This window comes from Leclercia barmai, from assembly GCF_049312895.1.
Classification (GTDB): domain Bacteria; phylum Pseudomonadota; class Gammaproteobacteria; order Enterobacterales; family Enterobacteriaceae; genus Enterobacter; species Enterobacter barmai.
Map to the genome: position 1 here is coordinate 320,156 of NZ_JBMNWZ010000005.1, position 12,878 is coordinate 333,033.

At 55.7% G+C, this 12,878-nt stretch carries 9 protein-coding genes, 1 tRNA gene and 1 rRNA gene; 8 read left to right on the forward strand and 3 right to left on the reverse strand.

Annotated elements, in window-relative coordinates; all coding sequences use genetic code 11:
* Positions 1 to 28 precede the first annotated feature (28 nt).
* On the forward strand, positions 29 to 2,110 hold the full coding sequence (locus tag ACOYA6_RS19030) for a putative bifunctional diguanylate cyclase/phosphodiesterase (protein WP_422655203.1): 2,082 nt from the start codon (positions 29 to 31) through the stop codon (positions 2,108 to 2,110).
* A 10-nt stretch (positions 2,111 to 2,120) separates the two neighbouring features.
* On the opposite strand, the gene envR is transcribed toward ACOYA6_RS19030, so the two are convergent.
* A complete protein-coding gene (gene envR / locus ACOYA6_RS19035) occupies positions 2,121 to 2,768 on the reverse strand; it encodes an acrEF/envCD operon transcriptional regulator (protein WP_422655204.1) in 648 nt (215 codons plus the stop codon).
* A 393-nt stretch (positions 2,769 to 3,161) separates the two neighbouring features.
* Between envR and ACOYA6_RS19040 the strand changes: the two genes are divergently transcribed.
* The 7 genes from ACOYA6_RS19040 (at position 3,162) to ACOYA6_RS19070 (ending at position 12,497) form a co-directional block, all read left to right on the forward strand.
* A complete protein-coding gene (locus tag ACOYA6_RS19040; protein WP_039030655.1) occupies positions 3,162 to 4,301 on the forward strand; it encodes an efflux RND transporter periplasmic adaptor subunit in 1,140 nt (379 codons plus the stop codon).
* A 10-nt stretch (positions 4,302 to 4,311) separates the two neighbouring features.
* On the forward strand, positions 4,312 to 7,425 hold the full coding sequence (locus ACOYA6_RS19045; protein WP_039030656.1) for an efflux RND transporter permease subunit: 3,114 nt from the start codon (positions 4,312 to 4,314) through the stop codon (positions 7,423 to 7,425).
* Between the two features lie 320 nt (positions 7,426 to 7,745).
* Positions 7,746 to 7,967, forward strand: coding sequence for a lipoprotein (locus tag ACOYA6_RS19050; protein WP_039030657.1), 222 nt, complete (start codon positions 7,746 to 7,748; stop codon positions 7,965 to 7,967).
* A gap of 375 nt (positions 7,968 to 8,342) precedes the next feature.
* Positions 8,343 to 9,368, forward strand: a complete 1,026-nt coding sequence (locus tag ACOYA6_RS19055) for an amino acid ABC transporter substrate-binding protein (RefSeq protein ID WP_039030658.1) — start codon at positions 8,343 to 8,345, stop codon at positions 9,366 to 9,368.
* A 68-nt stretch (positions 9,369 to 9,436) separates the two neighbouring features.
* A complete protein-coding gene (locus tag ACOYA6_RS19060; protein WP_422655205.1) occupies positions 9,437 to 10,618 on the forward strand; it encodes an amino acid ABC transporter permease in 1,182 nt (393 codons plus the stop codon).
* Between the two features lie 9 nt (positions 10,619 to 10,627).
* Positions 10,628 to 11,731, forward strand: a complete 1,104-nt coding sequence (locus tag ACOYA6_RS19065; RefSeq protein WP_422655206.1) for an amino acid ABC transporter permease — start codon at positions 10,628 to 10,630, stop codon at positions 11,729 to 11,731.
* Positions 11,732 to 11,738: 7 nt separating this feature from the next.
* Positions 11,739 to 12,497 (forward strand): amino acid ABC transporter ATP-binding protein, encoded by a 759-nt coding sequence (locus ACOYA6_RS19070; protein WP_138370334.1) that lies wholly within the window; start codon positions 11,739 to 11,741, stop codon positions 12,495 to 12,497.
* Positions 12,498 to 12,598: 101 nt separating this feature from the next.
* On the opposite strand, the gene rrf is transcribed toward ACOYA6_RS19070, so the two are convergent.
* A 5S ribosomal RNA gene (rrf, locus tag ACOYA6_RS19075) occupies positions 12,599 to 12,714 on the reverse strand.
* 43 nt (positions 12,715 to 12,757) lie between these two features.
* A tRNA-Thr gene (locus ACOYA6_RS19080) sits at positions 12,758 to 12,833 on the reverse strand.
* Between the last annotated feature and the right edge of the window lie 45 nt (positions 12,834 to 12,878).

The following is a 12,878-nucleotide window of genomic DNA, read 5'->3' on the forward strand; positions in this document are numbered from 1 at the left end:
ACCCCACTGTGTATGAGTTGATGAGATCATGCTGGTTAGCCAATACGACCAACTTCTTGTGGTTATCTCCTTTGTTGTCGCGATCCTTGCATCCTATACCGCGCTGAATATGGCAGGGCGGGTTGCCGGCAGCACCGGCGTCGCGGCACATGTCTGGCTGACGGGCGGCGGTATCGCCATGGGGATCGGGATCTGGGCCATGCACTTTATCGGCATGCTGGCGATGGATATCTCCATGCGGATGAACTACGACCTGCTGATAACCGCTCTCTCCATGCTGATTGCCATCTTCGCCTCTCTGTTCGCCCTCTGGCTGGTGAGCCGCGACCATTTACGCAGGCGGCGCTTGTTTACCGGTGCGGTGATTCTGGGTGCGGGCATCGTGGCGATGCACTACACCGGCATGGCCGCATTACAGGTTGAGCCTGTCATCGTCTGGCACATGCGCTGGGTTGCGCTGTCGGTGGTTATCGCCCTGCTCGCCTCGCTGGCTGCCCTGTGGCTGACGTTTCGTCTGCGTCGCGATGCTGCCCAGGTCGCGCTGATGCGTGCGGGCGCCGCCGTGCTGATGGGCGTTGCCATTGCCGGCATGCACTATACCGGCATGAAGGCCGCCCAGTTCCCGTTGCAGGTGCATATGCATCATCAGGGAGTGAACGGCAGCTGGCTGGCGGTGCTGGTGAGCGTCGTCGCGCTCTCTATTCTGGGCATCACGCTGCTGGTCTCGATGTTTGATGCCCGACTGCAGGCCCGCACCTCCCTGCTCGCCTCATCGCTGGCGGAAGCCAACCGCGAGCTGGCACAGCTGGCACTGCACGATACGCTGACCCGCTTGCCGAACCGCGTGCTGCTGGAGGACCGTCTCGATCAGGCGATCAACAAAGCCGATCGCGAAGGGAAACTGTTTGCCCTGCTGTTTATGGATCTGGATGGCTTCAAAGCCGTTAACGATGCCTACGGACATGATACGGGCGACAAGCTGCTGGTGGCGGTCACGGAGCGTCTCGAACAGCCGCTGAAGGGCCAGTACACCCTCGCCCGCATTGGTGGCGATGAGTTTGTGCTGCTCGCCGAGATCGACGCGCCGAACGATGCCGCATCGCTTGCCAGCTCGCTGGTGCATGTTATCGATCAGCCCTTCAGCCTTGAGCTGTACGATCTGGTGGTGACCCTCAGCGTGGGGATTGCCATCTATCCCCACGATGGCAAAAACCAGCGCGAGCTGATGTTTAACGCCGATGCGGCGATGTATCACACCAAGCATATGGGGCGTAACGGCTACCACTTCTTCCAGCCGTCGATGAATGCCCTGGCACAAAATCAGCTGCAGCTGATGAACGATCTGTGGCTGGCGCTGGAGCGCAAGGAACTGCATCTGGTGTATCAGCCCAAGTTCCAGGCACCGGTTGGCCCCATTGTCGGCTTTGAAGCCCTGCTGCGCTGGCAGCATCCTACGCAGGGTCTGTTATCTCCCGATCAGTTCCTGCCGATGGCGGAAAAGAGCGGGCTGATCATTCCTATCGGCAACTGGGTGATTGATGAGGCCTGTCGTCAGCTGCGCGCCTGGCATCTTGAAGGCCATAGCGAATGGTCGATGGCGGTGAACCTCTCCACGCTGCAGTTTGAGCAGCCCCAGCTGGTTGACACGGTAATGGGCAGCCTGGCGCGGCACGCTATTCCACCGCATACCCTGATTCTGGAAGTGACCGAAACCACGGCTATGAACAACCCTGATGAGAGCGTACGGGTGCTGACGGAACTGACCCAGGCCGGGGTAAAAGCCTCAATCGATGATTTCGGCACCGGCTATTCCAGCCTGCTGTATCTGAAAAAGCTGCCCGCCTGCGAGCTGAAAATCGATCGGGCGTTTGTGAAAGATCTCAACAGCGCGGGTGATGATGCGACTATCGTGTCTGCCATTGTCGCGTTGGCAAAGACGCTCAACCTGAAGGTGGTGGCCGAAGGGGTGGAAACCGAGGAGCAGCAGAACTTTTTGACCGAACTCGGATGCAATACGCTGCAGGGCTATCTGCTGGGTAAACCCGTCTCGGCGCAGACCATCAACGCCCTGAGCCACGATCCGCAGGCGATGCTGGCACAGCAAATGTAACGCGATGCCGCTACGATGCGGCGTCGTATAACCTGTGTGGTCGGTGGGCAACCGGTAAGGTTGAGAAGATATTGTCCACCAGCTCAGGAGCCTGCTGATACAGATCCACTCTTTCTGGGTTCATTAACCAGTTTTTAATGAGCCCGGAAAAAAAACCATGAAAAACAATTAACGTCGTGTCGATATTGATCTCTGCGGAGACGCTACCGAGAATAATGCATTGCTGCAACATTTCACGAACGTTTTCATAGTTGAAACCGATCCTTTCCCGAATTTGACTCTCTAAAATCATCCCCCGATCAAATTCACATTTGTGATAGAGGATCTGCAATAAAGCTCGCTGGCGACGATCCCGGGCAATATATTGCAAAGCCATAACAAACTGCTCACGCAAAATTAATAACGGATCGCTTTGTTCAACCTGCGATAGCCGGCCATGAATTATCTCGCGCAGCGGTCGTTGCTCCTGCCAGATAGCGTTGAATATTTCGGCTTTACTGGTGAAGTGCCAGTAAACGGCCCCCCGCGTCAGGCAGGCGGCATCGGCGATATCCGTCAGCGTGGTGCTGGCAACGCCCCGCGCGGCAAACTGTTCTATCGCAGCCTCAATCAGTAACTGACGTGTCTTCTGTGCCTCGGCCTTGGTTTTGCGCGCCATAGAAAATCGCTCATTTAACAGGTTAATGACTTTTACAGAACAACGGTGATGACCGTCAGAGGGCCAATTATCCATCAGTCTGGAAAATAATGATGAACAAAAAAAGTTAACTCAATTAATTTATAAATCACCGTGATGTTTACTCTATATTTAATTCATAAAATATATGAACCCATCTAAAGCAAAAGTGGCAGCGATACATAGCCAGACGTGCTATACCGTTGTTTACTCTCACTCCGCGCCAATTTTTTTATCCTCATTTCATTCTCAGCACTTATAAATCAAAAACTCGCCCGGCCATTCTTTATTATGGCGCCCGCCGTTTTCCGTTTACCTCTCCTTAACGCTTAACCCTGTGGGTTAATGCGGATTGATGATTTTGAAGGAATAGTCATGACGCCTAATTTCAGGTTTTTACCTTTATCCGGTTTTATCATCGGTGCCGCATTGCTCGTGGGTTGTGACGATCATGCCGGACAGGCACAGCTGCCGCCGACGCCGCAGGTGATGGTACATGTAGTGAAAAGCGCCCCCCTGGCGGTGACCACCGAGCTGCCAGGCCGGACCGACGCTTACCGCGTCGCCGAAGTTCGCCCGCAGGTCAGCGGCATTGTGCTGAAGCGCAACTTCACGGAAGGCAGCGATGTAAAAGCCGGTGAGTCGCTATATCAGATCGATCCGGCCACCTACCAGGCGGCCTATGACAGTGCTATGGGCGAGCTGGCCAAAGCCAAAGCCGCCGCCAGCATTGCCCACCTGACGGTGAAACGCTATGTCCCCCTGGTCGGTACGCAGTACGTCAGTAAGCAGGAATATGACCAGTCCGTGGCTAACGCCCGCCAGGCTGATGCCTCGGTGATGGCGGCTCAGGCTGCGGTCGAAACTGCACGCATCAACCTGGCCTACACCAAAGTGACGTCGCCCATCAGCGGGCGGATTGGTAAATCCAGCGTCACCGAGGGGGCGCTGGTCGCTAACGGACAGGCCACGGCGCTGGCCACGGTCCAGCAGCTCGATCCGATTTATGTCGATGTCACGCAGTCCAGCAACGATTTTATGCGCCTCAAGCAGTCCAGCCTGCAGACCGGCGAAGGCACCAGCAGCGTACAGTTGCTGATGGAGAATGGTCAGCCGTACCCGCTGAAAGGCTCGCTGCAGTTCTCAGATGTCACCGTGGATGAGAGCACCGGCTCAATTACCCTGCGGGCGATTTTCCCCAACCCGCAACACATCCTGCTGCCCGGCATGTTTGTCCGCGCGCGCATCAATGAAGGTACCCAGCCGCACGCGATCCTGGTTCCACAGCAGGGCGTTACCCGCACCCCACGCGGTGAGGCCAGCGTGATGGTGGTGAACGCTAAAAACCAGGCCGAAGCCCGTAACGTTGTCGCCCCTCAGGCGATTGGCGATCAATGGCTGGTCACGGACGGCTTACACGAAGGCGATCGGGTGATTATCAGCGGGCTGCAAAAAGTGCGTCCTGGCGTCGCGGTAGTGGCAACGCCGGACACCGCCGCGCAGAAAGCGGGATAAGGAACAGAGCATGGCTAACTTCTTTATTCAGCGCCCGATCTTTGCGTGGGTGCTTGCCATCATCCTGATGATGGCGGGCGGGCTGGCGATCCTGAAGCTGCCGGTGGCGCAGTATCCCACCATCGCGCCCCCTGCCGTGGCTATTTCGGCCACCTATCCCGGCGCGGATGCTCAGACGGTGCAGGACACGGTGACCCAGGTTATCGAGCAGAACATGAACGGCATCGATAACCTGATGTACATGTCCTCCACCAGCGACTCTGCGGGCAGCGTGACCATCACCCTTACCTTCCAGTCCGGCACCGACCCTGATATTGCCCAGGTGCAGGTGCAGAACAAACTTCAGCTGGCGATGCCCTTACTGCCGCAGGAAGTGCAGCAGCAAGGGATTGGCGTGGAGAAGTCGAGCAGCAGCTTCCTGCTGGTGGCCGGTTTTGTCTCGGACAATAAAAACCTGAGCCAGGACGATATCTCTGACTATGTGGCCTCTAACGTCAAGGATGCGATCAGCCGCACCTCCGGGGTGGGCGACGTTCAGCTGTTTGGCGCCCAGTATGCGATGCGTATCTGGCTGGATGCGAATAAGCTGAATGCCTACCAGCTGACGCCAGTAGACGTGATTAACCAGTTAAAAACCCAGAACAACCAGATTGCGGCCGGTCAGCTTGGCGGTACGCCGTCGGTGCCGGGCCAGCAGCTCAACGCCTCGATCATCGCCCAGACGCGACTGAAAACCGCCGAAGAGTTCGGCAACATCACCCTGAAGGTCAACCAGGACGGGTCGATGGTGCATCTGAAAGATGTCGCCCGCATTGCGCCCGGCGGTGAAAACTACAACATGGTGACCAAAATCAATGGTCAGGCGGCGACCGGGCTTGGCATCAAGCTGGCTACCGGTGCCAACGCGCTGGATACCGCCGCGGCGATCAAAACCAAGCTGGCGCAGCTGCAGACCTTCTTCCCGCAGGGGCTGAAGGTGGTCTATCCCTATGACACCACGCCGTTTGTGAAGATCTCCATTCATGAAGTGGTGAAGACGCTGTTTGAAGCCATCATTCTCGTTTTCCTCGTGATGTACCTGTTCCTGCAAAACCTGCGCGCCACGCTGATCCCGACCATTGCCGTACCGGTGGTGCTGTTGGGTACTTTTGCGGTGCTGGCGGCGTTTGGCTTCTCAATAAACACCCTGACCATGTTTGGCATGGTGCTGGCGATAGGCTTGCTGGTGGATGATGCCATCGTGGTGGTGGAGAACGTCGAGCGCGTCATGGTGGAGGAGAAGCTCCCGCCGAAAGAGGCGACGCAAAAATCGATGTCGCAGATTCAGGGTGCGCTGGTAGGGATCGCCATGGTGCTGTCGGCGGTATTTATCCCGATGGCCTTTTTCGGCGGTTCCACCGGGGCGATCTATCGCCAGTTCTCCCTGACCATCGTCTCGGCGATGGCGCTTTCGGTGCTGGTGGCGTTGATCCTGACGCCCGCTCTGTGTGCCACCCTGCTTAAAGCCCCCAGCGAGCATCATGAGAACAAAGGCGGCTTTTTCGGCTGGTTCAACGCCCTGTTCGACAAGAGCGTGGCGCATTACAGCAATAGCGTCAGCCATATTCTGCGCAAGACCGGTCGCTATCTGGTGGTCTATGTCCTGATTGTCGGCGGCATGGCGGTGCTGTTCCTGCGACTGCCAACCTCGTTCCTGCCGGAAGAGGATCAGGGCGTCTTTATGACGATGGTGCAGCTCCCGGCGGGTGCCACCCAAACCCGCACCCAAAAGGTGCTGGATCAGGTTGAGCACTACTATCTCAACAATGAGAAGGCCAACGTGGCGTCGGTCTTTACCGTTAACGGTTTTAGCTTCAGCGGCCAGGGCCAGAATGCCGGGGTGGCGTTTATCAGCCTTAAGCCCTGGGAGGAGCGCCCGGGTGCCGAAAATAGCGTCGGGGCAATCGTCAGCCGGGCAACGCGGGCCTTCAGCCAGATCAAAGACGGGCTGGTCTTCCCGTTCAACCTGCCCGCAATCATCGAACTGGGTACCGCAACGGGCTTCGATTTTGAACTGATCGACCAGGCCAACCTGGGTCATAACCAGCTGACGCAGGCCCGAAACCAACTGCTGGGCATGATTAAAGAGCATCCCGATATGCTGGTGCGCGTGCGGCCCAATGGCCTGGAAGATACCCCGCAGTTCAAGCTGGATATCGATCAGGAGAAAGCGCAGGCGCTGGGCGTCAGCGTGGCGGACATCAACCAGACCATCTCCACCGCGCTGGGTGGAACTTATGTGAACGACTACATTGACCGTGGCCGGGTGAAAAAGGTCTATGTCCAGGCGGATGCCCGCTTCAGGATGCTGCCGGAGGATATCAATCGCCTGTATGTTCGCAGCACCAGTGGTCAAATGGTGCCGCTCTCGGCGTTCAGCCAGTCGCACTGGATCTACGGCTCGCCGCGCCTGGAGCGCTATAACGGCTCCCCTTCGATGGAGATCCTCGGCGAAGCCGCACCCGGGAAGAGTACCGGTGAAGCCATGGTGCTAATGGAAAAACTGGCGGCGAAACTGCCGACCGGGATTGGCTACGACTGGACGGGCATGTCTTATCAGGAGCGGCTCTCCGGCAACCAGGCACCCGCCCTGTATGCCATCTCGCTGGTGGTGGTGTTCCTCTGTCTGGCGGCGCTGTATGAGAGCTGGTCGATTCCGTTCTCGGTAATGCTGGTGGTGCCACTGGGGGTGGTGGGTGCTCTGCTGGCCGCTTCCCTGCGTGGGCTGAATAATGATGTCTATTTCCAGGTGGGGCTGCTCACCACTATCGGCCTGTCGGCGAAGAACGCCATCCTGATTGTCGAGTTTGCCAAAGATCTGATGGAGAAGGAGGGCAAAAGCATTATTGAAGCCACGCTGGAGGCGTCACGTATGCGTCTTCGTCCCATCCTGATGACCTCGCTGGCGTTTATCCTTGGCGTATTGCCGCTGGTTATCAGCCACGGGGCGGGCAGCGGCGCGCAAAACGCCGTCGGTACCGGGGTGATGGGCGGCATGCTTTCGGCAACCCTGCTGGCGATATTCTTTGTGCCGGTCTTCTTTGTAGTGGTGCGAAGACGCTTTACGCGTCATCATGAGCAGTAACAGATAAAGGCGCTTCGGCGCCTTTTCTTATGATAATAAACAGAGAGTTAGGCTTACCTATTTATTTAACTTATTAATTAGCGGCACAATGAATTGTTTGCTTATGGATTTAAGAGTCTTCTTTTTAATCTTCCGCTCTCCCTAATCTCTCCATTTTTAACGCGTCAGGCTGGGTATTTCTCCATATTTTTTACAATCCAAATAATTTGAGATTATTCACTCTACATGGCGAATTTGCAGCGGTGGTAAAATAGCCACCAGCTTTGCAGAAGACGTTCCTGACTATATCGCAAAGTTAGATTTCATTTTGAGGTAACACCATGAAAAGATTCATTTCGGTTGCACTCCTTGCTGCGTTGCTTGCTGGTTGCGCGCATGATTCTCCGTGCGTACCGGTATACGACGATCAGGGCAGACTGGTTCACACCAATACCTGTATGAAGGGCACCACGCAGGATAACTGGGAAACCGCCGGGGCGATCGCAGGTGGCGCAGCGGCCATTGCAGGCCTGACACTGGGTATCATTGCCGTATCCAAGTAATCCAGAAAGCGCGGCTCCGGCCGCGCTTTTGCTTTTCAAATTTAGGTTAATTAATAAATCTGAATCTGCTCACATCTTTTTCCCGCATTATTTTCTTTCGCTATTCACGCACTAAATCATCACGTCATTAATGTGTTTCATCATCCGACTTTTGCTCTGATTTGTGGCGCAGGTTGTAATTTCGCACCATTTCAGGGCGCTCGATTTAATTATCACTGTCTACACTCTGCTTTACGCGTTGCGTAATCAATTCTTACGTTAAATGCAAAAACTGGCATCACGTTTGCTTTATTAACGTCGGCCACAGCCACAGACAGGTTAAAGCGTTTATAAACGCCTCACTATAACGATAATTTTCGCCACACAGGATGCATTATGAAAAAGATGATGATGGCCAGCCTCGCCGCTGCAGGTGTGCTTATTGCGATTTCCGGCCAGGCTCAGGCGGGTGCGACTCTGGACGCGGTTAAGCAGAAAGGTTTTGTGCAGTGCGGGATCAGTGACGGCCTGCCAGGTTTCTCTTACGCAGACGCCAACGGTAAGTTCTCCGGTATTGATGTCGACGTATGTCGCGGCGTTGCCGCTGCGGTATTTGGCGATGATACGAAGGTAAAATATACCCCGCTGACGGCTAAAGAGCGCTTTACCGCCCTGCAATCCGGCGAAGTGGATATGCTTTCACGTAATACTACCTGGACCTCATCACGTGATACCGGAATGGGCATGTCATTCACCGGCGTGACCTATTACGACGGCATTGGTTTCCTGACGCACAATAAAGCGGGCCTGAAAAGTGCGAAAGAGCTGGATGGTGCGACGGTTTGTATTCAGGCTGGCACTGACACTGAACTGAACGTCGCCGATTATTTCAAAGCCAATAACATGAAATATACCCCGGTGACCTTCGACCGATCTGACGAATCCGCCAAAGCGCTGGAATCGGGTCGCTGCGATACTCTCGCGTCGGATCAGTCACAGCTGTACGCGCTGCGGATCAAGCTGAGCAATCCGGCAGAATGGATTGTGCTGCCAGAAGTGATCTCCAAAGAGCCGCTGGGCCCGGTGGTCCGCCGCGGTGATGACGAATGGAACTCGGTGGTTCGCTGGACGCTGTTCGCCATGCTCAACGCCGAAGAGATGGGCGTTAACTCGAAGAACGTCGATGAGAAAGCCGCCAATCCGACCACGCCGGATATGGCCCATCTGCTGGGTAAAGAGGGTGACTACGGCAAGGATCTGAAGCTGGATAACAAGTGGGCGTACAACATCATTAAAAAAGTGGGTAACTACGCGGAAATCTTCGAGCGCAACGTGGGTTCTGAGAGCGCGCTGAAGATCAGCCGTGGTCAGAACAACCTCTGGAACAATGGCGGCATCCAGTACGCGCCGCCAGTACGCTAAGCATCTTGCTGTAACGGGCACTGCCAGCGCGGTGCCCAGTCCAGAGTCATGGTTACCCGAGGTTTTATATGTCCCATCGCCGCTCAGCCCTGAAAGGAGCCCTCTCCTTTTCTAATCCTTCGGTTCGCGCCTGGCTGTTTCAGATCCTCGCTGTTCTCGCTGTTCTGGCCGTCGCGATCTACCTGTTCCACAACACTGTTACCAACCTGAGCACACGCGGCATTACGTCGGGCTTTGCCTTCCTGGACCGTAGCGCAGGGTTTGGCATTGTTCAGCATCTTATTGATTACAGTGAAGGCGATACCTACGGCCGCGTATTCCTGGTTGGCCTGATGAATACCCTGCTGGTCTCAGCGCTATGCATTGTGTTTGCTTCCCTGCTGGGCTTTTTCCTCGGGCTCGCGCGTCTCTCTGATAACTGGCTGCTGCGTAAGCTCTCCACACTTTATATTGAGACGTTCCGTAACATCCCGCCGCTGCTGCAGATCTTCTTCTGGTATTTTGCCGTACTGCGCAACCTGCCTGGCCCGCGTCAGGCAGTAGATGCTTTCGATCTGGCCTTTTTAAGCAACCGCGGCCTCTATATACCGGCGCCGCAGATTGCCGAAGGGATGCTGGCATTGCTGGCCGCGCTGGCGTGCACGATCATGGTGTCGGTTGCGCTGTTTCGCTATAACCGCATGCATCAGATTAAAACCGGGCAGCTCCGGCGCACCTGGCCTGTCACACTGGCCTTGCTGGTGATCCTGCCATGGATTGCACATACGGTATTCGGCCCGGCGATACACTGGGATGTTCCGCAGCTGAAAGGATTTAACTTCCGCGGCGGCATGGTATTGATCCCCGAGCTGGCTGCTCTGACGCTGGCGCTCTCGATCTATACCTCGGCCTTTATCGCAGAAATTATTCGCGCCGGTATCCAGGCCGTTCCGCATGGTCAGCATGAGGCCGCACGCTCGCTTGGGCTTCCGAACCCGGTCACCCTGCGCCAGGTCATCATTCCCCAGGCGCTGCGGGTGATCATTCCGCCGCTGACCAGTCAGTATCTCAATATCGTGAAAAACTCGTCCCTCGCGGCTGCGATTGGCTATCCCGATATGGTCTCGCTGTTTGCCGGAACCGTTCTTAACCAGACCGGACAGGCCATCGAAACCATCGCCATTACGATGTCGGTTTACCTGATTATCAGCCTGACCATTTCACTGTTGATGAATATCTATAACCGTCGCATCGCTCTGGTTGAACGCTAAGGAACCATGATGACAAAAGCCGTCTTGTCTCACCCTGCGCGTCCGGCCACAACCGGCAACGGACGCGCCATTACATGGGCTCGTAAAAACCTGTTTTCTAGTTGGGGCAACAGCTTGCTGACTTTGCTGTGCTTCTGGCTGATGTGGGAACTCATCCCGCCGCTCATCAACTGGGCATTTTTGCAGGCTAACTGGGTCGGAACCACCCGCGCCGACTGCACGAAAGAGGGAGCCTGCTGGGTCTTTATTCACCAGCGCTTCGGCCAGTTTATGTATGGGCTTTACCCGCACGACCAGCGCTGGCGCATCAATCTCGCGCTGCTTGTCGGACTGCTCTCCATTGTCCCCATGTTCTGGAAGGGGTTGCCGCAGCGTGGACGCTACATCGCCTGTTGGGCGGTGATCTATCCCCTGATCGTCTGGGGACTGTTATATGGCGGCATTCTGGGGCTGGATCGCGTTGAAACCCGCCAGTGGGGCGGCCTGACGCTGACGCTGATTATTGCCTCGGTGGGGATTGCCGGCGCACTGCCATTAGGGATTTTGCTGGCGCTGGGACGCCGGTCAACCATGCCGGTCGTGCGCGTCCTCTCGGTCATTTTCATCGAGTTCTGGCGCGGCGTTCCGCTTATCACCGTGCTGTTTATGTCTTCGGTGATGCTGCCGCTGTTTATGGCGGAAGGCACCACCATCGACAAACTGATCCGTGCTTTGGTCGGCGTCATTCTGTTCCAGTCCGCCTATGTTGCCGAGGTCGTGCGCGGCGGGTTGCAGGCGCTGCCAAAGGGCCAGTATGAAGCCGCCGAATCGCTGGCGCTGGGTTACTGGAAAACGCAGGGACTGGTGATCCTGCCCCAGGCGCTGAAGCTGGTGATCCCGGGCCTGGTGAATACCATCATTGCGCTGTTCAAGGACACCAGTCTGGTGATCATCATCGGATTATTCGATCTTTTCAGTAGCGTGCAGCAGGCTACCGTCGACCCTGCCTGGCTGGGCATGTCGACAGAAGGCTATGTTTTTGCAGCACTTATCTACTGGATTTTCTGTTTTAGCATGTCGCGCTACAGCCAGCATCTGGAAAAGCGCTTTAACACCGGGCGTACACCGCACTGAGGAACCTATGAGCCAGATAACTATGACCCCCGCTGACGCGATGATTACGCTGGATAATGTGAATAAGTGGTACGGGCAATTTCACGTTCTGAAAGACATTAACCTGAAGGTACAACAAGGCGAGCGTATTGTCCTTTGTGGACCTTCAGGGTCGGGTAAATCAACAACTATTCGCTGTATCAACCATCTGGAAGAGCATCAGCAGGGACGGATTGTGGTGGATGGTATCGAGCTGAACGACGATATTCGCAACGTTGAGCGTGTCCGCCAGGAAGTGGGTATGGTGTTCCAGCATTTCAATTTATTCCCCCATCTGACCGTGCTGCAGAACTGCACTCTGGCGCCCATTTGGGTGCGTAAGATGCCGAAAAAGGAGGCTGAAGCACTCGCCATGCATTACCTGGAGCGGGTACGCATTGCAGAACATGCCCACAAGTTTCCGGGGCAGATTTCAGGTGGACAGCAGCAGCGCGTGGCCATCGCCCGCTCTCTGTGCATGAAACCTAAAATCATGCTGTTTGATGAACCCACCTCAGCGCTCGATCCTGAGATGGTTAAAGAGGTGCTGGATACGATGATAGGGCTGGCGCAATCGGGAATGACCATGCTCTGCGTCACGCACGAGATGGGTTTCGCCAGAACCGTTGCAGACCGGGTGATCTTTATGGATCGCGGAGAGATTGTTGAGCAGGCCCCGCCGGAGGAGTTTTTCTCCAATCCAAAATCAGAACGTACGCGGGCATTTTTGTCGCAGGTTATTCACTAATGCTAGCCGGCCCGGTGGCGCATACGCCCCGGGCTTTACGCTTTTAGGGCGCAGAAATGCAAAAAGGCCATCCTTGCGGATGGCCTTTTCACTTAATTGATGTCTGGCAGTTCCCTACTCTCGCATGGGGAGACCCCACACTACCATCGGCGCTACGGCGTTTCACTTCTGAGTTCGGCATGGGGTCAGGTGGGACCACCGCGCTACAGCCGCCAGACAAATTCTTTTACTTCTTGCCGAACTTTAACCTAAGTATAAAGTGGTGCTGATACCCAGAGTCGAACTGGGGACCTCACCCTTACCAAGGGTGCGCTCTACCAACTGAGCCATATCAGCACGCTAAATTTGATGCCTGGCAGTTCCCTACTCTCGCATGGGGAG